This is a genomic window from Brevibacterium sp. CCUG 69071 (genome assembly GCF_021023135.1).
Classification (GTDB): domain Bacteria; phylum Actinomycetota; class Actinomycetes; order Actinomycetales; family Brevibacteriaceae; genus Brevibacterium.
Map to the genome: position 1 here is coordinate 850292 of NZ_PGFV01000001.1, position 21412 is coordinate 871703.

A 21412-nucleotide genomic window follows, 5' to 3' on the forward strand; every position below is an offset into this window, starting at 1 on the left:
GTCTCCTTTTAAGCCTGTGCGACCTGGGAAGCGGACATGAGGTCGATGAAGCGGTCGAAGAGGTAGCTCGAGTCGTGCGGCCCGGCTGCGGCTTCGGGGTGGAACTGGACGGAGAACGCTGGAATGTCGAGGCAGGCCAGTCCCTCCACGACATCGTCGTTGAGGCACACGTGCGAGACCGTGACGCGACCGAAGTCCGCCGAATGCGGAGCCTGGGTCTCTCCGTCCAGGGGCGCGTCGACGGCGAAGCCGTGGTTCTGGGAAGTGATCTCCACCTTGTCGGTGGTGCGGTCCATCACGGGCACGTTGATCCCGCGGTGTCCGAAGGGCAGCTTATAGGTGCCGAAGCCCAGCGCCCGACCGAGCAGCTGGTTGCCGAAGCAGATGCCGAAGAACGGGATCCGGGCGGCCAGCACTTCGCGCAGCAGCTCCACCTGGTCATCGGCGGTCTCTGGGTCGCCGGGACCGTTGGAGAAGAAGACTCCGTCCACGCCGAGTGCCTGGATCTCCTCGAAGGTGACTGTCGCGGGCAGCACGTGGACGTCGATGCCCCGTTCGGCCAGCCGCTGCGGGGTCATCGACTTGATGCCGAGGTCGACGGCGGCGACGCTGAAGCGCTTCTCGCCCTGGGCGGGCACGAGTGCGGGTTCGGTGACCGAGACCTCCTCGGCCAGCCGGGCACCGGCCATCTCGGGCGCGGAGCGGACCGTTTCGAGCAGCTCGGCCTCACTCGCCTCGGCGGCGGGTCCGGAGAAGATGCCCATCCGCATCGCGCCCTTGTCGCGCAGGTGCAGGGTCAGGGCGCGGGTGTCGACTCCGCTGATGCCGACGACTCCGGATTCGTCGAGTCGGGTGGCCAGGTCGCCCTGGGACCGCCAGTTCGAGGACACCCGGGAGGCGTCGCGGACGACATAGCCGGCGACCCAGATCTTCCGGGACTCGTCATCGGCGTCGTTGATGCCGGTGTTGCCGATGTGCGGGGCCGTCTGGATGACGATCTGCCGGTGGTAGGACGGGTCGGTCAGCGTCTCCTGGTAGCCGGACATGGCGGTGACGAAGACCGCTTCGCCCAGGGTCTGCCCGATCGCGCCGTAGGCGGATCCGTGGAAGGTTCGGCCGTCTTCGAGGACGAGGACGGCGGCTGTGGTGGAAGGTCTCATTGTGCCTCTTCGATCATTGCGCGGATGCTCTCGACGGTGGGGGTGGTGTTCGTGGCGTAGCGGGCTCGGAACCCGGTGTCGACGAGTGTGTCGCCGAGGCGCCAGGTGATGCGCACGATTCCGCCGCGTTCGACGAATTTGCCGATCATCCCGGCCGTGGTGTCCACGGACACGATGTCGCGGCGGGGAATGAGGAAGTCCTCACGTCCGGCCAGGTCCATGATCACTCCCCCGTCGGTGATGACGAGTTCGCCTGTGGTGCGGATGCCCAGACCGTGCACGGCCACGCGTTCGAGCGGGTGGCCGGCCTTCGTCGTCGAGACGTAGGAGCCCTCGACGGGCTCGGACAGCGGGGTGATGCCCATATGCGGCTTGGCCGGCTGCGGGACATCGGACTGGTTGCGTTTGCGTCGGCTCCACCCCCAGGTGATCGCGATGATCACGAGGAGGAAGACGGCGGCGATGATGATGACGCTCACTGGTCGGTCCATGATGCTCCTGCCGGGTGGGGGGTGCTGAGAACGCCTTCGGCAAGGACCCGGTGGCCGTAGAAGAAGGTGTCGGTGATGTCGGTGGCCACGTCCAGGCCGGCGAAGGGGTTGTTGCGTCCCTTCGTGGCATGCTCGGCGGGCACGATCGTGTGCGACCGGTTCGGATCGATGAGCACGATGTTCGCGCTCGCCCCGATCTCGAGGCTGCCATGGCCCGAGGCCCCGGTGATCCGGGCAGGGGCCGATGACATGATACGGGCGAGGTCGCCGAAGTCGAAGTCGTGGTCGGACATGGCTTCGACGACGATCGGCAGCGCCGTCTCCATGCCCACCATGCCCATGGCCGCCGCCGTCCATTCGCTGCACTTGTGTTCGGCGGTGTGCGGGGCGTGATCGGTGCCGACGACGTCAATGGTTCCGTCGGCCAGTGCCTCGCGCAGGGCCGTGACGTCGGCGGCGGTGCGCAGCGGCGGGTTGACCTTGTAGACGGGGTCGAAGGTGCGCACCAGCTCGTCGGTGAGCATGAGATGGTGCGGGGTGACCTCGGCGGTGACCCGGATGCCGCGCGACTTCGCCCAGCGGATGAGATCGACGCTTCCGGCCGTGGAGACGTGGCAGACGTGGAGTCGGGAGCCGACGTGCTCGGCCAGCAGCACGTCACGGGCGATGATCGATTCCTCGGCCACCGCCGGCCAGCCGGGCAGTCCGAGTTCGGCGGAGACGGTGCCTTCGTTCATCTGCGCCCCTTCGGTCAGGCGCGGCTCCTGGGCGTGCTGGGCGATGATGCCGTCGAAGGTCTTGACGTATTCGAGCGCCCGGCGCATCAGCAGCGGGTCGGACACGCAGATGCCGTCGTCGGAGAACATCCGCACGCGTGCGGCCGATCGGGCCATGGCTCCGAGTTCGGCCAGCTGCTCACCGGCCTGGCCGATCGTCACTGCGCCGATGGGCACCACCTCGGTGTAGCCGGCGGAGCGGCCCAGCCGGTGCACCTGTTCGACGACGCCGGCGGTGTCGGCCACCGGCGCTGTGTTGGCCATCGCATGCACGCAGGTGTAGCCGCCGGCTGCCGCCGAGCGGGAGCCGGTGAGGATCGTCTCAGCGTCTTCCTTGCCCGGTTCGCGCAGGTGGGTGTGCATGTCGACGAGTCCGGGCAGGGCGACGAGCCCTGCGGCCTCGATAGTCTCCGCGCCGGCACCGAGGAGGTCGGGATCGACGATGCGACCGTCCTTGATCGCGATGTCGCCGGCGCCGCGTCCGAGGATGTCCGCACCGCGGATGAGATAGTCAGTCATTGGTCTCCTCCTGACCTGTCAGCAGACGGTAGAGCACCGCCATGCGCACGCTCACTCCGTTCTCGACCTGATCGAGAACGAGGGCGCGGGATGAGTCGGCCGCGGCCGCGGAGATCTCGAATCCGCGGTTCATCGGGCCCGGGTGCATGATGAAGGTCTCGGCCGGCAGAACCGCCAGTCGCGCCGCGCTCAGTCCCCACAGACGAGCGTATTCGCGCGCATTGGGGAAGAACGACTCATGCATCCGCTCGTGTTGGACACGCAGCATCATCACGGCCTGGAAGTCCTCGGCGGCCAGGGCCTCGTCGAGATCGTAGTGGATGGTCACCGGCCAGGTCTCCGCACCCCAGGGCAGCAGAGTCGGTGGGGCGATGAGATGGACATCCGCGCCGAGGCGGGCCAGCAGGTGGACATTGGACCTGGCCACTCGGGAGTGCAGGACGTCGCCGACGATGGCGACCTTCGCACCGTCGAGTCCGCGTCCCCGCGGTCCTTCTTCGACCGGCCCCGAGGCGGGGAATCCGTTGAGCGCCCGCCGCAGGGTGAAGGCGTCGAGCAGTGCCTGGGTGGGGTGTTCGTGGGTGCCGTCTCCGGCGTTGACGACGGGCACATCGATCCAGCCGGTGTGGGCCAGCCGGTGTGCGGTGCCGGCCCCGGAATGGCGGACGACGAGGGCGTCGGCGCCCATCGCGGAGATAGTCTGGATGGTGTCCTGCAGGCTCTCCCCCTTGGACACCGAGGAGCCCTTGGCAGAGAAGTTGAGGACGTCGGCGGAGAGTCGTTTGGCTGCGGCTTCGAAGGACAGCCGGGTCCGTGTCGAGTCTTCGAAGAAGAGGTTGACGACGGTGCGACCGCGCAGCACCGGCAGCTTCTTGATCTCCCTCTGGGAGACCAGCGCCATCTCCTCGGCGATGTCGAGAATGGCCACGGCGTCCTCGCGGTCCAGGGATGCGGTGTCGAGCAGGTGCTTCATTCGCGACCTCCCGAGATGGTGACCGCATCCTCGCCGTCGATCTCGGCCAGAGACACGTTGACGCGTTCGCTGCTCGAGGTCGGCAGGTTCTTGCCGACATGGTCCGCTCGGATCGGCAGATCCCTGTGCCCTCTGTCGACGAGGACGGCGAGTCTGACCTTGGCGGGGCGTCCGAGGTCGGCAAGGGCATCGAGGGCGGCCCTGATGGTGCGACCGGAGAAGAGCACATCGTCGACGAGGACGACGGTCCTGCCGTCGATGCCGGCACTCGGGATCCGCGTCGGCTCCGGGGCTCTGTAGGAGCCGCCGCGCAGATCATCGCGGTACATCGTGATGTCGAGGCTGCCGACGAGCTCGCTCGCCTGTGTCTCTCCGCCGGAGATCTCGGCGATCTGGTCCGCAAGCCTGGTGGCCAGGGGGACGCCGCGGCGCGGGATGCCGAGGAGGACGAGGTTGTCGCTGCCCTTGTCGGATTCGATGATCTCGTGGGCGATGCGGGTGATGGCCCGGGTGATGTCGGGCGCGTCCAGCACTGTTCGCTGTGTCATGGTTCCCCTTCTCCGCCTCTCCGGACGGTGGTTAAAGGAGTGGTTCGATTCGATTGTAGACGCCGTGGCCACCGTGGCGAGCCGCGGGTCCGGAGTCCGGACGCACGGTTCGTCCACGGCACCTCAGATCAGCGTCGGTTTGACGTCGAGGATGCGTGAGAGCAGGCCGGAGACGAAGCCGGGCGAATCATCGGTCGAGAACTGTCGGGCCAGGGACACCGCCTCGTCGATGGCGACCTTGTCCGGGACCTCATCGTTGAACAGGATCTCCCAGGTTCCGATCTCGAGCAGCGCCCGGTCGACAGCCGGCATCCGCTCGAGCGTCCAGCCCTGCGCGTAGGTGGAGATGATCTCGTCGATCTCCGCCTGACGACCGGTGATGCCTTCGACGATCTCGACGGCATAGGCCTTCATCGGATATTCGGGATCGTTCGAGCGCATGGTCACGAGCTCGTCGATGGCGAGGCTGCGCTGTCCGGCTTCGAACAGCAGTTCGAGGGCCCTGCGGCGGGCCCGGGTGCGTGCCGACACTTACTTGACGCGACCCAGGTAGTCGCCGCTGCGGGTGTCGACCTTGATCTTCGTTCCCTCTTCGAGGAACAGCGGCACCTGGATCTCGTAGCCGGTCTCGAGCGTGGCGGGCTTCGAGCCTCCGGTCGAGCGGTCGCCCTGCAGGCCCGGTTCGGTGTGGGAGATGGTCAGCTCCACCGAGGCGGGCAACTCGACCGAGAGCGGGGTGCCGTCGTGGAACGAGATCTGCAGATCCTGGTTCTCGAGCATGTAGTTCGCGGCATCGCCGACGAGATCGGGCGAGATGCTGACCTGGTCGTAGTCCTTGGCGTCCATGAACACGAAGTCGGTGCCGTCGTGGTAGAGGTACTGCATATCGCGACGGTCGACGTTCGCGGTCTCGACCTTGGTGCCGGCGTTGAACGTCTTGTCGATGATCTTGCCGGAGATGACGTTCTTGAGCTTGGTGCGGACGAAGGCCGGTCCCTTGCCGGGCTTGACGTGCTGGAACTCGAGCACCTGCCACAGCTGGTTGTCGATGTTGAGCACGAGGCCGTTCTTCAGGTCATTGGTTGTCGCCACTAATCCGTCCTTCTTCGCTTCAGTCCTGAGCACCCGCGGCGCTGCCGTGGTGATCGACGTGTGTCGGCGGTGTCGCCGGTCTGGCAGTTTCGCCAATCAGCAATTCTAGCAAGCTCGAGGATGAGCTTCCATCCGCGCGGATTCGGCGGCCCCGCACAGGGTCGTTCGAACCTGCCTGCGCCCGGTCGTCAGCCGAGACCGCCGCCGAGCGTCATCCGCGGTGAGTCCTCACCGATCTCCTGGTAGGCGGTGTGCAGGATCGACAGATCGGGGATCTCGACGGTCGCCGGTGCGCCGATGTCGGAGAGCAGGACCATCCGCAGCATCGAACCGCGGGCCTTCTTGTCCCGCTTCATGGTCTCAAGCAGCTGCGGCCATACATCGGCGCGGTAGCCCAGCGGCAGGCCGAGCTTGCCCAGCAGCTCCCGATGGAGGTCGACGACCTCGGTCGAGAGGTTCTTGACCATGGCGGCGACCTCGGCGGCGAAGACCATGCCCACGGACACGGCCGCACCGTGTCGCCACTGGTAGCGCTCCTTGTGTTCGATCGCGTGACCCAGCGTGTGCCCGTAGTTGAGGATCTCCCGCCGGCCGGACTCCTTGAAGTCGCTGGCGACGACCTCGGCCTTGACGGCGATGGCGCGTTCGATGAGTTCGCGCAGCACGGGTCCCGAGACATCGGCGATCTCCGCCTTCGTGTGCTTTTCCACGAGTTCGAGGATCACGGGGTCGGCGATGAAGCCGGTCTTGACCACCTCGGCGAGGCCGGTGAAGAGTTCGTTCTCCGGCAGCGTCGTCAGGGTGTCGAGGTCGACGAGGACACCGGCCGGGGCGTGGAAGGAGCCGACGAGGTTCTTGCCCTCGGCGGTGTTGATGCCGGTCTTGCCGCCGATCGAGGCGTCGACCATGCCGAGCACGGTGGTCGGGATGTGGATCACCCGGATGCCGCGCAGCCAGGTGGCTGCGACGAAGCCGCCGAGGTCGGAGACGGCACCGCCGCCGACGGTGATGATCGCATCGGTGCGGGTGAAGTCGCTCTGACCCAGCACCTGCCAGCAGAAGGCGGCCACCTGGATGTGTTTGGCCTCCTCGGCGTCGGGGATCTCCGCGACGATGGCGTCGAGCCCGGTCGCACCGAGATCGTCGCGGACGGTCTCCCCCGTGGCGCGCAGGGCGCGGGGGTGGATGACGAGGACCTTCTCGACCCGCGGACCCAGCAGCTCGGGCAGCTGCCCGAGGAGACCCTGACCGACGAGAACCGGGTACTGGCCACCGGATTCGACGTTGATGCGTGTGAAGCTCATGCCACCGCTTTCCTCTTCTGCATTCGCGTACCCGCCCAGCCTAGCCGCCGTCGCTTCCGGGTGCCGACCCCGGGTGTGCGTCCCGTTCGGCAGGTGTCCGGCGGTTCATTCCTCATGGCTGGCGTACTTCGCATACTCTTCGGCTCGCTGCAGTCCGGTGAGCACGTCGACGACGCGGTTGACGACCGTCGAGGGCGGCGAATTCGAGGCCTGGACCCGGAAGGTCGCCACCTGGTCGTAGAGGGGCTCACGCTCGGTGACCAGGGCCAGCCAGTTCTCCACCGGAGATCCGGCGCCGCGCAGCAGCGGTCGGTGCGGAGCGTTGAGCCTGGTGGCGACCGTCTCGACATCGATGTCGATGTGCACGACCTTGATCGCCGGATGCTTGAGCTGGGCCCGGGTTCCGGGATTGAGGATCGCTCCCCCGCCCAGGGAGACGATGCCCGGACGGTCGAGGAGGCGCCGCAGGGCCCTGCGCACGACTTCGCGTTCGACCCGGCGGAAATGGTCCTCTCCGCGTTCGACGAAGATCTCGGCGATGACCCCGTACTGCTCGACGATATTGGCGTCGGTGTCGGTCAGGGGCAGGTCGAGGCGGTCGGCGAGAAGTCGGCCGATCGTGGATTTCCCGGCCGCCGGCGGTCCGGTCAGCACGATCCGCGACTGCGCGGCCGGGACCGGTTCCAGCGGAGGAACCGGTTTCGGGAGCGGGGTGTCGGTCATTGTCCGATGTGGAGGTTCTCCGGAATGGCCGCGACGTAGGCGTCCAGGTTCCGTTTGGTCTCGGCCACCGAGTCGCCGCCGAATTTCTCGACCACGGCCTCGGCGAGGACGAGGGCGACCATCGCCTCGGCGACGACTCCGGAGGCGGGAACGGCGCACACATCGGAGCGCTGGTGGTTGGCCTTCGCAGCCTCACCGGTGGCGACGTCGACGGTCGCCAGGGCGCGCGGGACCGTGGCGATGGGCTTCATGCCGGCACGCACCCGCAGCGGTCCACCCGTGGACATGCCTCCCTCGGTGCCGCCGGCCCGGTTGCTCACGCGACGGAAGCCGTCCTCGCCCACGGCGAGCTCATCGTGGGCCTGTGACCCGGGACGCTTCGTGGTGAGGAAGCCGTCGCCGACTTCCACGCCCTTGATCGCCTGGATGCCCATCAGCGCACCGGCCAGTCGCGAGTCGAGGCGACGGTCCCAGTGGACGTGGGAGCCCAGGCCCGGAGGCAGGTCGTAGGCGAGGACCTCGACGACTCCGCCGAGGGTGTCGCCGGCCTTCTTCGCCGCATCGATCTCCGCGACCATGGAGGCCGAGAGCTCGGTGTCGAAGCATCGCACCGGGTCGGCGTCGAGGGTCTCGACATCGGCGGCGGTCGGCAGATCGGGGGCGGCATCGGCCGGATGTTCGGCGGTGCCGATGGCCACGGTGTGGGAGACCAGGGTGATGCCGAGTTCGCGCAGGAAGTTCGCGGCCACGGTGCCCAGCGCCACCCGCATCGCGGTCTCCCGGGCCGAGGCCCGCTCGAGGACGGGGCGGGCTTCGTCGAAGCCGTATTTCTGCATGCCGACGATGTCCGCATGTCCGGGACGGGGCCGGGTCAGCGGTGCGTTGCGGGCCTGACCGGCGAGTTCGTCCTCGTCGATCGGGTCCGGGCTCATCACGGCCTCCCATTTGGGCCATTCGGTGTTGCCGACCTCGACGGCCACGGGAGAGCCGAGGGTGAGTCCGTGTCGGACACCGCCGAGGAGTCGCACCTCATCAGCCTCGAATTTCATTCGGGCACCGCGGCCGTAGCCCAATCGGCGGCGAGCCAGGCTCGCACGGATATCGTCCCTGGTGATCGGAATATGGGCGGGAAGTCCCTCAATGATCCCGGTCAGCGCTTCGCCGTGGGATTCGCCTGCAGTCAGCCATCTCAACATTCCACCGATTCTACAAAAGGAATGGGGCCAGCACCGACCCCAGCCACATTCCGGAAAGCATCGCCGGGCCGAAGGCGATCGTCGTTCCGGCCAGGCGGCGGCTGCGCAGGGCGGAGATGATCGCCCACACACCGGCGATGAGCATCATGGCGATGAGCACGAGAGCAGGCGCCCACGGGTCGAAGAGGCCCGCCAACGCGAAGACGACGAAGGCGAGTTTGACGTCCCCGAGGCCCAAGGTGCGGGCCCGCAGCAGCCTGCCGAGCAGGTGGAGGGCGAGGAACAGGAGGGCAGCGGCGACGCCGGCGATGAAGCCGGTGTACCAGTTCAGGGAGTGTCCGATCACCGTCCCGAGGACGAGGGCGGTGAGGATGAGGAGGATGAGCGGGTAGACGATGCGGTCGGGCAATCGGCGGATGCGGATGTCGACGATGATGAGGAACGGGGTGGACGCGGCGACGGCGCCGAGGACGACGGCGGTGAGGATGAGGTCGGCCGAGTTCGGGGCGGAGACGTCCCCGGTCAGCTGTGCGGCGGTGTGGAAGGTGTCGACCGGAATCACCGCCGAGGCGGGGAACAGCAGTGCGGCGGCGGCAGCGAGGAGGACGCCGCCGAACATCATCGCCGGGCCCAGCCTCCGACCGGTCACAAGTGAGATGCGGGAATCGTCGGAGAGCCACCAGCGGGTGCCCCGAGACAGCAGCAGTCCCCCGGCGAGGCCGACGAGGACCGTCAGCCCGATGAACATGCCGTGGAGCACGTGCGCGGTCACCGCTGCTCGGCCATCACCTTGTGCATCGCCTCGCTGATCGTCCGGCGCACCTCGGCGGTGACGATCCCGCCGGCGGCGGCATAGAAGAGTTCGTGCTGGGCGACGGCCTGTTCGACGAGCATCGCGGTGCCCCCGACAGGGCTCAACCCGTGCGAGGCGGCCGCGGCCAGGAATGCCGATTCGGCGGCATAGGCGACGTCGAGGGCGACTCCCCCGCCGAACTCCGGTGCCCAGTCGAGGGCGGGGACCGCCTCGGCGGGCAGGGTGGAGATGACGATGTCCGCGACTGCGATCCGCGACAGCGGACCGGTCCCTGCCGTGATGTCGAGTTCCTCCGCGAGCGTGAGCACGCGGCGGGCACGGTCCGGGTTGCGCACGAGGAAGTCGACTTCGGTGACGCCGAGGTCACGACAGGCCACCAGCGCCGAGGCGGCGGTGGCCCCGGCACCGAGGATGACCGCCCGAGATGCTGCCGCACCGTCGTCGCGCTCCCCGTTGTCGAGGTGCGGTGCGATGGCGCGCACGATCCCCTGCACATCGGTGTTGGCGACCAGTGTGCGCTCCGGGAACCGGACGAGCGTGTTGCCGACGTCGGTCAGGGCTGCGGTGTCGTCGAGTCGCCATCCGGCGGCCCGGGCGAGTTCGACGAGGCGGTCCTTCAGCGGCATCGTCAGCGAGAACCCGGTGTAATCCGGGTGGCCGGCGAGGAACGCCTCGAGATCGTCGCTGCCGAGTTCGATGCGCTCGTATTCGCTCGCGTCCAGGCCGAGGGCGGTGAAGGCGGCCCGGTGCAGCAGCGGCGATTTCGAGTGGGAGATGGGCTGCCCGAGCACGGCGGCGCGGATGATCATCCTTCCCCGTTGTCCTCGCTGTGCTCCTTGAGCCACTTCCGGTAGATCTCGACGTTCTTCTGGTGTTCGTCGTAGGTCTCGGCGAACTTCGTCTCCCCCGTGTCCGGGTTCGTGGCGACGAAGAACTGCCAGTCGCCCTTGCTCGGGTTGAGGGCGGCGTCGACGGCTCCGGAGCTCGGGGCGTTGATCGGGCCGGGAGGCAGTCCCTTCTTCTTGTACGTGTTGTACGGCGAATCGGACTCGCGTTCCTTCTTCGTCGTCGTCAGGTCGGAGCGGGCACCGTGGATGTAGGCCACGGTGGCATCGGACTGGAGCAGTCCGCCGGTCTGCGAGTGGTCGGAGATGCGGTTGAGGAAGACGCGCGCGACCTTTTTACGCACCTCCTCGTCGCCCGGTGATTCCTTCTCGACGAGGCTGGCCAGCGTGAGGATGCGGTTCGCGTCCTTGCCCTCGACCCCGGCTTCGTCCAGTTCGGCCGAGGTCTTATCGACCATCTCCTGGACGACGTTCTCCGCGGTCTTCGACTTCTCCAGATCGTAGGTCGCCGGGTACAGGTAGCCTTCGAGGCTGGGGGCGTCGATGTCGAGCCCGTAGTCCTTCGGGGTCTTGTCGTCGATGGCCTTGTCGACCTCTTCGTCCTTCATCCCCGATTCGATCATGATGGTCTTGATCTCTTCGACCTGCTTGCCCTCGGCGACGGTGATCTTCGGCGGGGCGATGGGATTGACGAGCGCTTCGACGGCGGCCTTGGAGCTCATCTTCTCCCGCATCGTCACAGTTCCGGCCTGGATCGTGACCTCGCGGTTCTCGATCTCGTCGAGGAAGGGTTCGGAGTTCATGATGACTCCCTCCTCGACGAGCTGGTTCGCCACGGAGCGGGCGGAGGAGCCGGGCGGGATCTCCACGGAGACCTCGTTCGTTCCCTGCCCTTCGTAGTCGCCCTTGGGCCCGAAGAGGTCGTTGAACACGCCGCCGGCGGCCTTGATTCCGAAGAATCCGCCGAAGCCGAAGATGAGGACGCAGATGACGACGATGGTCGTCGTCCGCCGCTTGCGCATCATCCGCCGGTGCTTCTTGGCCTTGACCTCGGATCGGGTCAGGCCGTCGTCTTCCGAGAACTCACCTGGGAACGGGCTCATTGCTCACTCTCCTCGTCGGGCATTGCTCGTCCGGCGGGGGCACCGGTGTTGTGTTCGAACTCGAGGGCGTTCTGCAGGATGATCACGGCCGCTTGGGCGTCGACGATCTCACGTCGCTGCCGGGAGCTCTTGCCCGCGGCGGCGAGAGCCTGGTGGGCTTCGACGGTGGTGAAGCGTTCGTCGACGAGACGGATCGGCGTGTGTGTGGCCACCGCGATGCGGCGGGCGAATTCCAGCGCCGAGGCGGCTGCTGCTCGGGCCGCCCCGTCGAGGGACTTGGGGTCCCCGACGAGGAGTTCGATCGGCTCGTATTCGGCGACGAGGTCCTGCAGCTCACGCAGAGCCGCGGGTTCGTCCTTCCGTCGGACCACGCTCAGCGGGGTCGCGAGGATGCCTTCGGGATCGCTGGCGGCGACCCCGATGCGCACGGAGCCGATGTCGAGGCCCAAGCGACGGCCTCGGCGGAAACTCACTGGAGGGCCGCCTTGACTGCTGCGATGGCAGCGGGGATCGCAGTGCTGTCGCTGCCGCCGCCCTGGGCGAGGTCGGGCTTGCCGCCTCCGCCGCCGCCGAGCTCGCCGCAGGCCAGCGACACGAGCTTGCCGGCCTGCAGGCCGTCGGCGCGGGCGGCTTCGGTGGTGCCGATGACAACGACGGGCTTCGAACCGCTCGTGCCGATACCGAGGACGACGGCGGCACGGTCGGAGACTCGGGCGCGCAGATCGGTGACGATGGTGCGGATGTCACCGCCGTTTGCGACCTCGCCGAGCTCGGCGACGACGAAGAGGGTCGAGCCCACAGTCTGCGCCTGGTCGAGGAACGATCCCGCCTTGGCGAGGAGCTGCTGGGAGTTCAGTCGGGCGATCTCCTTCTCGGCGTCCTTGAGCCGGCCCATGAGGTCGGAGACGCGTTCGGGCACATCGGTGCCGGGAACCTTGAGCATCTCGGACAGGGAGGAGACGATGGTGCGCTCGGCCGCCAGGGAGCGGAAGGCGTCCATGCCGACGGCGGCTTCGATGCGACGGACGCCCGAGCCCACGGAGGCCTCCGAGAGCACGGAGATCGGTCCGACCTCCGAGGACGCGCCGACGTGGGTGCCGCCGCAGAGTTCGCGGGAGAAGGGTCCGCCGATGTCGACGACGCGGACGATGTTCGGGTACTTCTCGCCGAACAGGGCCATCGCACCGGATTTCCGTGCCTCCTCGAAGGGCAGGTATTCGGTGCCGACATCGTAGTTCGAGCGGACCGCAAGGTTCGCAACGTCTTCGATCTCGGCACGCATCTGGGTGCTCGGGGCCTCGGGGAAGGAGTAGTCGAAGCGCATGTAGCCGGGCTGGTTCATCGAGCCGGCCTGCACGGCGTGGTCGCCGAGGATCTCCCGCAGCGCCGCGTGGACGAGGTGGGTGGCGGTGTGCGCCTGGGAGCCCTGGAAGCGGTGGTCGTGATCGACCACGGCGAGCACCTCGTCGCCGACGCGGATCTCCCCGTCGATGACCTCGACCCGGTGGGCGGGCAGGCCCTTGATCGGGTTCTGCACATCGCTGACCTGCGCGGTGAATCCGTGCCCGCGGATCTGGCCGATATCGGCGCGCTGACCGCCGGATTCGGCGTAGAACGGGGTCAGGTCGAGGATGACGTCGGCACTCTGGCCGACGGTGAGGACCTCCTGGGCGATGCCGTCTGCGACGATGCCGCGGATCCTGGAATCGGCCTCGAGACGGTCGTAGCCGACGAATTCGCTGGCACCGTCGGCGAGCAGGGCGGAGTAGGCGGAGAGGTCGGCGTGGCCACCGCCTTTCTTCGCCTTCGCATCGGCCTTGGCGCGAGTCCGCTGTTCCTCCATGAGGGTCCGGAAGCCGGCTTCGTCGACCGAAACCCCATGTTCGGCGGCCATCTCAAGGGTGAGATCGATGGGGAAGCCGTGGGTGTCGTGGAGGGCGAAGGCGACATCGCCGCTGAGCGTCCGATCCGAACCGGTCAGTGACTCGGCCGCGGTGGTGAACAGCTGGGTGCCGGATTCGAGGGTGCGCAGGAACGCCTTCTCTTCGGCGTAGGCGATGCGGGAGATCCGGTCGAAATCGGTTTCCAGCTCCGGGTAGGACAGCTTCATCGCCTGCATAGACACGGGCAGCAGCTCGGGCAGGACCTCGTCGTTGACGCCGAGGAGGCGCATCGCTCGCACGGCACGACGGAGCAGCCGGCGCAGGATGTAACCGCGTCCTTCGTTGCCCGGGCGCACACCGTCGCCGATGATGATCAGCGAGGAGCGGACGTGGTCGGCGACGACGCGCATCTGCACGTCCGCGTCGTGGTCGTCGCCGTAGGCGTGGCCGGAGAGTCGGCTGGCGACCTCGATGACGGGGAACACCTCGTCGATCTCGTACATGTTCTCGACGCCCTGGAGCAGGAAGGCCACGCGTTCGAGGCCCATGCCGGTATCGATGTTCTTCGCGGGCAGTTCGCCGGCGATGTCGAAGTCGACCTTGGAGCGAACCTCGGAGAGTTCGAACTCCATGAACACGAGGTTCCAGATCTCGATGTAGCGGTCCTCATCGGCGACGGGGCCGCCTTCGACGCCGTAGCCGGGGCCGCGGTCGAAGTAGATCTCGGAGCAGTAGCCGCCGGGGCCGGGCTGCCCGGTGTGCCAGAAGTTGTCCTCGTTGCCGCGCGACTGGATGCGCTCACGGGGAATGGAGGTCTCCTCGAGCCACATGTCGATGGTCTCGAGGTCGTCCTCGTGGACGGTGGCCCAGAGCAGATCGGCGTTGAAGCCGAGTCCGCCCTCGGCGACGGGGTTCGTCAGCAGACCCCAGGCGAAGGAGATGGCTTCGCGTTTGAAGTAGTCGCCGAAGGAGAAGTTGCCGTTCATCTGGAAGAACGTGCCGTGACGGGTGGTCTTGCCGACCTCTTCGATGTCGCCGGTGCGCACGCACTTCTGCACGCTCGTCGCGCGGTTGAAGGGGGCGGGTTCCCGTCCGGTGAGGTACGGGATGAACTGGACCATGCCCGCGATGTTGAACAGGATGGACGGATCGGAGCTGATCACCGACGCTGAGGGAACCACGACGTGCCCGTTCGCTTCGAAGTAGTCCAACCAGCGTTGCTTGATCTCTGCCGTCTTCAATCCAAGACCTTTCGTATTGCTCGTGCGCTCTGGCACATATCAGGGACTAGTTTAGTGGCTCCACCACATTATGCGAGGTCGCCGTGTGCGGGGAACCGACCCGCCGGGGCACGACGGCTGTGTGAATGCACAACCGCCCGGAACATGATGTTCCGGGCGGTTGTGTCTGCGGTGACCGCTGTGATCGCGTGAGCGATCGAAGGATCAGCGCGAGTAGTGCTCGACGACCAGCTGCACGTCGACGGTCACGGGGACCTCTTCGCGCTTGGGGCGACGGACCAGGGTGGACTGCAGACCTTCGAGGTTCACCGACAGGTAACCCGGAACCGCGGGGAGGACATCCTGGTGTCCGCCGGCGGCTGCGACCTGGAAGGGGTCCATCGATGCGCTGCGCTCGTGCACCTGGATGGTCTGGCCTTCCTTCACACGGAAGGAGGGGCGATCGACGCGCTGACCGTCAACGGTGATGTGACGGTGCACGACGAACTGACGGGCCTGGGCGATGGTGCGGGCGAAGCCCGAACGCAGCACCAGGGCGTCGAGACGCATTTCGAGGAGCTCGACCATGGTCTCACCGGTCAGACCGGCGAGGCGGCTGGCTTCCTTGTAGGTCTTGAGCATCTGGGCCTCGCGGATGCCGTACTGGGCGCGCAGACGCTGCTTCTCCTTGAGACGGACCGAGTAGTCGCTGTCGTTGCGACGACGGGCACGGCCGTGCTCGCCTGGAGGGTAGGGGCGACGTTCGAAGTACTTCTCAGCCTTCGGGGTCAGCGGCAGGCCGAGAGCGCGCGAGAGGCGCGTCATCCGGCGGTTACGTGCTGGTGCTGGCACTGGTTTACCTTTCATCAAAATGGTGTGTCACGACAGGCCTGGGGTTCTCGCCCTGGTCGAAACCGTTGTTTCCCTGGGTGGGAAAGAGGGATTGAGCGTCGAGATCCGCTCGCACCGACCGCCTTTAGCGTGCAGGCACAACAGCTACCTATCTTAGCCGGAGGCCGCTCCCCTGCGCAAAGCCGCACCGGGCAGGCCCGACCGTGATCTTCACGACGTTCGGTTCGCGCGCGGCCAGGCTACATTGGTCATGACGGTCGGCCTGCGATCGTCCGGGCGAGCAACGACGACCGAGTTGTGATGCCGCGGCCGCAGAAGGGTGCCAGCATGTCCGAACCGGAATGGGAATTCGTCTCCAAGTCGGTGGTCCACCGCGGCTACCTCACACTCAGCGAGCATCAGGTCAGGCTGCCCACCGGAGAGTCCATTCGCTACGAGGTCGATGAGTCCGTTCCATTCAATGTCGCGGTGCTCGGGCTGACCGAAGAAGGCCACCTGCGCTTGGCGAGGCAGTACCGATACCCGATCCGCCGGTGGATCTATGATCTTCCGGGCGGAGGAGCCGAGCACGGTGAGGCTCCCATCGATGCGGCTGCTCGCGAGTACGAGGAGGAGACCGGTCTGCGCCCGGTCGACCTCACTCATCTGTTCACCTTCTTCCAGAATCCCGCTCGCATGGCATTTCCGGTCCACCTCTACTTCTGCCGCGACACCGTGCCGGGCACACCGATCACCGACGATCCGCAGGAGGTCGTAAGGACCGTGACCATGCCGGTCACGGAGCTCGACCGACTGACCGCCGCCGGAGAGATCATCGATCCGCCGCTGCTCATCAGCCGAATGGTCGCAGCACAGCGGGGCATTCTGCCGCCTGTCCACACGGCCTGAGCATGTTCACCCGCCCTGGGTTTTCATGGCGGCGTCGGCGACGGCGGCACCTGAACCGCTGTAGATGTTGACCACGGCGTGGACTCCCGCCTTGGTGAAGCGTCGGGCCTGATCGGGGCGCTGGACGACTGCGGCGATGGTGCCCTCGAAACCGGCGATCCGCAACTGCTCGAGCGCGAAGATGTTCGAGTCGTGGAGGGCCATGGCGAGGATGACGGTGTGGGCCTGCCCGCCGACGACGAGGCGGTGCCAGAACTCGTGGTCGGTGGCATCTCCCTCGAGGACCGTGAAGTCATCGGACCGGAGGGCAGAGATCACCGCATGGTCGTTGTCGATTCCGATCACAGACAGCCCACCCGTGTCGACGAAGCGCTCATAGGCGCCCCGACCGATCCGACCCATGCCGAGCACGACCACCTCGGCGCCGCCGGTGTCGATGGGGCGATCCGTGGGCCGCAGACGGGCTTCGTTCTCTGCCGGCAGGATGTCGTCGCACCAGGCCACGATCTGCAGGCTGTAGGCGTTGGCCAGGGAGGAGATGATCATGCCCACGGCCACGGCCAGTGCCGTCACCGTCAGCCAGTTGTCGGCGAACAGTCCGTTGCCGACGCCGACGGCGACGACGATGAGGGCGAATTCGGAGAAGTTGCTCAGGGCCAGGCTGGTGCGGATGCTCGTGCGATTGCGCAGACCGAAGACGCGGCCCATGAGATAGAAGCTGATGAAGTTGAAGGGGATGAGGACCACACAGAGGATGAGCGCCATGCCCAGGTCGGACCAGGTCGGCACCGCTTGGAGCCCGATGACGACGAAGAATGCGACGAGGAAGAGCTCCTTGACGCTGAACAGCGACTTCGAGAGCTCACCCGAGCGAGGGTGGCTGGCGAAGAGCAGCCCCATCGCCAGGGCTCCGAGGTCCCCGTGGATGCCCACGGATTCGAAGGCGACATAGCCGGGACCCAATGCCATGACGACCCCGAACAGCACGAGCAGCTCTCCGCGTCCGATCCGGTCGAGGATGCGCCGCAGCACCCAGGCAGCCGGGACGAGCAGGACCAGCGCGAAGGCCCAGGGGCTCGGCGGCTCCTCCCCTGCGGCCGTGATGAAGGCGACGGCGGCGAGATCCTGCAGGACGAGCACGGCGATGGCGATCTGTCCGTAGTACGAGCCGTCATCGGAGCGGTCTTCGAGTACCTTGACCACCAGCACCGTCGAGGAGAAGGACAGTGCGAAGCCGAGCAGAGCAAGGGTGCCGACTCCCCCGCCGAGGCTGACGACCCCGATGGTCGCGGCCGCACCGATGGTGCCCGCCCCGACCAGGACGACGGTGAGCATGTGCAGCAGTGCGGTGCCGTAGGCCTCGGGTTGGAGAAGGGAGCGCAGGTCGAACTTCAGTCCGATCGTGAACAGGAGCAGGACGACGCCGATATCGGAGACCTCGTCGAGGCCGGCGAAGGCGGTGAATCCGAGGAAGTGGAGGAGGAATCCGGCTCCGAGGAAGCCGACGAGCGGGGGGATCCGCAGCTCATAGGCGACCATTCCCAGGACCAGCGCGGCCGCGATGGTAACGATGATCTCTGCCACAGCGGCCCTCCTCGGTCGGTGTTGGGCATCGCGACCGATTCTCGCAGCCACTCTCTTCGGTGGTGCGCGGCGCGTGCCCTCACCACCAAAATTACCGCTTCGCCGGTCGAAGTGACAGTTCGCTCAGGGGCGCAGCAGCCGTCGCAGGCTCTCCAGCCGCTCGCCCATCGTGCGTTCCATGCCGTTGCCGCTGGGTTCGTAGTACCGCTTGTCCCGCAGAGTCTCGGGCAGGTATTCCTGGTCGGCAACACCGTGCGGATAGTCGTGGGAGTATTTGTAGCCCTCACCGTGGCCGAGTTCCTTCGCCCCCGGATAGTGGGCGTCGCGGAGGTGGTCGGGGACCTGCCCGGCCAGACCGTTCTTGACGTCGGCGATCGCCGCGTCCAAGGCACGGTAGCTTGCGTTCGACTTCGGTGCCATGGCCAGGTAGGTGACCGCCTCGGCGAGGGGGATCCGGCCTTCGGGCATGCCGATGTTCTGCACCGCGGTGGAAGCGGCCACGGCGATGGGCAGCGCCTGCGGATCGGCCATGCCGATGTCCTCGGCCGCGGAGATGACGACGCGGCGGGCGATGAAGCGCGGGTCCTCCCCCGCCACGATCATCCGCGCCAGGTAGTGCAGGGCGGCATCGACGTCGGAGCCGCGGATGGATTTGATGAACGCTGAGACGACGTCATAGTGCTGATCGCCGTTGCGGTCATAGCGGAGCACGGTCTCGCTGCTCGCCTCGGCGCAGGCCTCTTCGGTGATGAGGATCGGCGCAGCGTCCGCGGCCTCGTCATCGTCCGCGGTCTCCTCGCCGTCTGTCTCGTCATCGTCCTCGGTCTCGACAGCGCCGTCGGCCTCGGACACACGCTGCGCGGTCTCGCCCTGAGCCGACGCAATGCCGGCGGCCGCTTCGAGAATCGTCAGCGACCGCCTGGCATCGGCCCCGGCGATGCGGACGATGAAGTCCTTGGCCTCAGGACTGAGTTCGAAGCCTCCCGCCAGTCCGCGCTCGCTGGCGATCGCGCGGTCCAGCAGCCTGCCGATGGCGTCATCGTCGAGCGGTCGCAGGGTCAGCAGGAGCGACCGTGAGAGCAGCGGGGAGATGACCGAGAACGAAGGGTTCTCCGTCGTCGCGGCGACGAGCACGACGAGGCGGTTCTCCACCGCCGGCAGCAGCGCGTCCTGCTGGGCCTTGGAGAACCGGTGGATCTCGTCGAGGAAGAGCACGGTGGTGCGCTGATACATCTCCCGCTCACGGCGGGCGTTCTCGATCACCTGCCGGACGTCCTTGACTCCGGCGGTGATCGCCGAGAGCTCGACGAAGGTCCGGCCCGGAGCGTGGGAGATGACGTGGGCCAAGGTGGTCTTGCCGACTCCCGGTGGACCCCACAGGATCACCGAGGAGGCTCCGGCCCGGTCTCCCCCACTGGCCTCGACGAGTTGGTTGAGCGGGGAACCCGGGAAGGTGAGATGTTCCTGTCCGACCACCTCGGCGATGGTGCGCGGTCGCATCCGCACGGCCAGCGGATCGAGCGCTCGGCCCGTCGCCGCGGATGAGGAACCGGCGAAGCCCGGACCCGGTGTTTCCTGGTCCGGGCCGTCGGAGAACAGATTGGGTTCCTGGGTCATCAGGACGCGGCGTCGTCGTCTTCCGGTTCGAAGTCCACGCCCGCCTCGGCGCGCTGGGCATCGGTGATCGGTGCCGGTGCCGCGGTCAGCGGATCGTAGCCGCCGCCGGACTTCGGGAAGGCGATGACCTCACGGATCGAGTCCACCCCGGCCAGCAGAGACACGATGCGGTCCCAGCCGAAGGCGATGCCGCCGTGCGGGGGCGCACCGAATTTGAAGGCCTCGAGGAGGAAGCCGAACTTCTCCTCGGCCTCCTCTTCGCTGATGCCCATGATCCGGAACACGCGCTCCTGGATGTCCTTGCGGTGGATGCGGATCGAACCGCCGCCGATCTCGTTGCCGTTGCACACGATGTCGTAGGCGTAGGCCAGGGCGGCACCGGGATCGGATTCGAGAGTGTCGAGGAATTCGGGCTTCGGGGCGGTGAACGCGTGGTGGACGGCGGTCCATGCACCCTCACCGACGGCGACGTCTCCGGCGGCCTGAGCCGCGGCGGCCGATTCGAACAGGGGCGCGTCGACGACCCACACGAAGGCCCAGTCGCCGTCCTTGATCAGTCCGGTGCGCTCGGCGATCTCGTTGCGGGCGCCGCCGAGGAGGGCGCGCATGCTGCGATCACCGGCGGCGAAGAAGATGGCGTCGCCCGGGTTCGCGCCGGCGGCCTCGAGGAGTCCGGCCTTCTCCTCTTCGGAGATGTTCTTGGCCACGGGGCCCGACAGTGTGCCGTCCTCGGCCACGAGCACATACGCGAGTCCCTTGGCGCCGCGCTGCTTCGCCCAGTCCTGCCAGGCGTCGAGCTGCCGCCGGGGCAGGGAGCCGCCGCCCGGGTAGACGACCGAGCCGACGTACTCGGACTGGAAGACCCGGAACGGGGTGTTCGCGAAGAACTCGGTGAGGTTGTGCAGTTCGAGGTCGAAGCGCAGATCCGGTTTGTCCGAACCGTAGCGCTCCATCGCATCGTGGTAGGTGATGTGCGGGATCGGCGTGGTGATCTCGTGCCCGATGAGCTTCCACAGCGCGGTCAGGATCTCCTCGGCCAGGGCGATGATGTCGTCCTGTTCGACGAAGGAGGCTTCGATGTCGAGCTGGGTGAACTCGGGCTGACGGTCGGCGCGGAAGTCCTCATCCCGGTAGCAGCGGGCGATCTGGTAGTAGCGCTCCATGCCGGCGACCTGGAGGAGCTGCTTGAACAGCTGCGGGGACTGCGGCAGGGCGTACCAGGAGCCGGGCTTGAGGCGCGCAGGCACAAGGAAGTCGCGGGCGCCCTCGGGGGTCGACCGGGTCAGCGTCGGCGTCTCGATCTCGAGGAACTTGTGGTCATCCAGGACGCTGCGGGCGGCCTTGTTGACGTCCGAGCGCAGACGCATGGTCGCGGCCGGACCCGAACGGCGCAGGTCGAGGTAGCGGTAGCGCAGGCGGGTCTCCTCGCCCACGGTGCCGGAGTCCTCGGCATGGTCGGAGACCTGGAAGGGCAGCGCCGAAGCTTCGGAGAGGATCTCGACGGTGGTGTCGATGATCTCGATCTCACCGGTGGGCAGGTTCGGGTTCGTGTTGCCCTCGGGGCGCTGGGAGACGGTGCCGGTGACCTTGACGACGGTTTCGTTGCGCAGCTGGTGCGCATCGTCCTCACGGACGACGACCTGGACGATCCCCGAGGCGTCGCGCAGATCGATGAAGGCCACTCCTCCGTGATCGCGACGGCGGTCGACCCACCCGGTCAGGGTGACGGTCTCTCCTGCCTGTGTGGCTCGCAGGGTTCCGTTTTCGTGGCTTCGCAGCACCTAGGGCTCCTTTTGATGTTGATGTGTCAGCGCGCAGTCAATG

General features: G+C 67.1%; 20 protein-coding genes. 1 reads left to right on the top strand and 19 read right to left on the bottom strand.

The genetic code is table 11. From position 1 onward, the window contains the following. Positions 1–8: 8 nt before the first annotated feature. The 16 genes from carA to rpsD form a co-directional block, all read right to left on the bottom strand. Entirely contained in the window at positions 9–1160 is a 1152-nt protein-coding gene (carA, locus tag CV023_RS03930; RefSeq protein WP_230744146.1) for a glutamine-hydrolyzing carbamoyl-phosphate synthase small subunit, read from the bottom strand. Next, on the bottom strand, positions 1157–1651 hold the full coding sequence (locus CV023_RS03935; RefSeq protein WP_230744147.1) for a PH-like domain-containing protein: 495 nt from the start codon (positions 1649–1651) through the stop codon (positions 1157–1159). The genes carA and CV023_RS03935 overlap by 4 nt, the downstream gene beginning before the upstream one ends. Continuing rightward, on the bottom strand, positions 1636–2946 hold the full coding sequence (locus tag CV023_RS03940) for a dihydroorotase (RefSeq protein WP_230744148.1): 1311 nt from the start codon (positions 2944–2946) through the stop codon (positions 1636–1638). The genes CV023_RS03935 and CV023_RS03940 overlap by 16 nt, the downstream gene beginning before the upstream one ends. Further along, on the bottom strand, positions 2939–3919 hold the full coding sequence (locus tag CV023_RS03945; RefSeq protein ID WP_230744149.1) for an aspartate carbamoyltransferase catalytic subunit: 981 nt from the start codon (positions 3917–3919) through the stop codon (positions 2939–2941). The genes CV023_RS03940 and CV023_RS03945 overlap by 8 nt, the downstream gene beginning before the upstream one ends. Beyond that, positions 3916–4467: a bifunctional pyr operon transcriptional regulator/uracil phosphoribosyltransferase PyrR gene (pyrR, locus tag CV023_RS03950; RefSeq protein ID WP_230744150.1), complete on the bottom strand. Its 552-nt coding sequence runs from the start codon at positions 4465–4467 to the stop codon at positions 3916–3918. The genes CV023_RS03945 and pyrR overlap by 4 nt, the downstream gene beginning before the upstream one ends. Before the next feature lie 123 nt (positions 4468–4590). Next, the gene (nusB, locus tag CV023_RS03955; RefSeq protein WP_230744151.1) at positions 4591–4998 is read right to left on the bottom strand and encodes a transcription antitermination factor NusB; all 408 of its coding nucleotides are present in this window, start codon (positions 4996–4998) and stop codon (positions 4591–4593) included. After that, positions 4999–5559 carry an elongation factor P gene (gene efp / locus CV023_RS03960; RefSeq protein WP_230744152.1) on the bottom strand — a complete coding sequence of 187 codons (561 nt, stop codon included), beginning with the start codon at positions 5557–5559 and terminating at the stop codon, positions 4999–5001. A gap of 188 nt (positions 5560–5747) precedes the next feature. After that, positions 5748–6863, bottom strand: a complete 1116-nt coding sequence (gene aroB, locus CV023_RS03965) for a 3-dehydroquinate synthase (RefSeq protein ID WP_230744153.1) — start codon at positions 6861–6863, stop codon at positions 5748–5750. 105 nt (positions 6864–6968) lie between these two features. Continuing rightward, positions 6969–7586 carry a shikimate kinase gene (locus tag CV023_RS03970; RefSeq protein ID WP_230744154.1) on the bottom strand — a complete coding sequence of 206 codons (618 nt, stop codon included), beginning with the start codon at positions 7584–7586 and terminating at the stop codon, positions 6969–6971. Next, positions 7583–8782, bottom strand: coding sequence for a chorismate synthase (gene aroC / locus CV023_RS03975; RefSeq protein WP_230744155.1), 1200 nt, complete (start codon positions 8780–8782; stop codon positions 7583–7585). Before aroC ends, CV023_RS03970 begins: the two co-directional genes overlap by 4 nt. A gap of 10 nt (positions 8783–8792) precedes the next feature. Then, a complete protein-coding gene (locus CV023_RS03980; RefSeq protein ID WP_230744156.1) occupies positions 8793–9554 on the bottom strand; it encodes a prepilin peptidase in 762 nt (253 codons plus the stop codon). Then, positions 9551–10405, bottom strand: coding sequence for a shikimate dehydrogenase family protein (locus CV023_RS03985; RefSeq protein WP_230744157.1), 855 nt, complete (start codon positions 10403–10405; stop codon positions 9551–9553). Before CV023_RS03985 ends, CV023_RS03980 begins: the two co-directional genes overlap by 4 nt. Then, positions 10402–11544 (bottom strand): endolytic transglycosylase MltG, encoded by a 1143-nt coding sequence (mltG, locus tag CV023_RS03990; RefSeq protein ID WP_230744158.1) that lies wholly within the window; start codon positions 11542–11544, stop codon positions 10402–10404. The genes CV023_RS03985 and mltG overlap by 4 nt, the downstream gene beginning before the upstream one ends. Continuing rightward, on the bottom strand, positions 11541–12017 hold the full coding sequence (gene ruvX / locus CV023_RS03995) for a Holliday junction resolvase RuvX (RefSeq protein WP_230744159.1): 477 nt from the start codon (positions 12015–12017) through the stop codon (positions 11541–11543). Before ruvX ends, mltG begins: the two co-directional genes overlap by 4 nt. Continuing rightward, positions 12014–14668 (bottom strand): alanine--tRNA ligase, encoded by a 2655-nt coding sequence (gene alaS, locus CV023_RS04000; RefSeq protein ID WP_230744160.1) that lies wholly within the window; start codon positions 14666–14668, stop codon positions 12014–12016. The genes ruvX and alaS overlap by 4 nt, the downstream gene beginning before the upstream one ends. 204 nt (positions 14669–14872) lie before the next feature. Beyond that, positions 14873–15472 carry a 30S ribosomal protein S4 gene (gene rpsD / locus CV023_RS04005; protein ID WP_230744394.1) on the bottom strand — a complete coding sequence of 200 codons (600 nt, stop codon included), beginning with the start codon at positions 15470–15472 and terminating at the stop codon, positions 14873–14875. A gap of 354 nt (positions 15473–15826) precedes the next feature. Here rpsD and CV023_RS04010 point away from each other — a divergent pair, with 354 nt between their 5' ends. Continuing rightward, a complete protein-coding gene (locus CV023_RS04010; protein WP_230744161.1) occupies positions 15827–16387 on the top strand; it encodes an NUDIX hydrolase in 561 nt (186 codons plus the stop codon). Between the two features lie 6 nt (positions 16388–16393). Here the strand turns inward: CV023_RS04010 and CV023_RS18965 are convergent, their stop codons facing one another. The 3 genes from CV023_RS18965 to aspS all read right to left on the bottom strand — a co-directional run bounded on the left by CV023_RS18965 (position 16394) and on the right by aspS (position 21369). After that, positions 16394–17971 carry a cation:proton antiporter family protein gene (locus CV023_RS18965; RefSeq protein ID WP_230744162.1) on the bottom strand — a complete coding sequence of 526 codons (1578 nt, stop codon included), beginning with the start codon at positions 17969–17971 and terminating at the stop codon, positions 16394–16396. A gap of 123 nt (positions 17972–18094) precedes the next feature. After that, positions 18095–19588 (bottom strand): replication-associated recombination protein A, encoded by a 1494-nt coding sequence (locus CV023_RS04020; RefSeq protein ID WP_230744163.1) that lies wholly within the window; start codon positions 19586–19588, stop codon positions 18095–18097. Next, positions 19588–21369, bottom strand: a complete 1782-nt coding sequence (gene aspS / locus CV023_RS04025) for an aspartate--tRNA ligase (RefSeq protein ID WP_230744164.1) — start codon at positions 21367–21369, stop codon at positions 19588–19590. Before aspS ends, CV023_RS04020 begins: the two co-directional genes overlap by 1 nt. Positions 21370–21412: the final 43 nt, after the last annotated feature.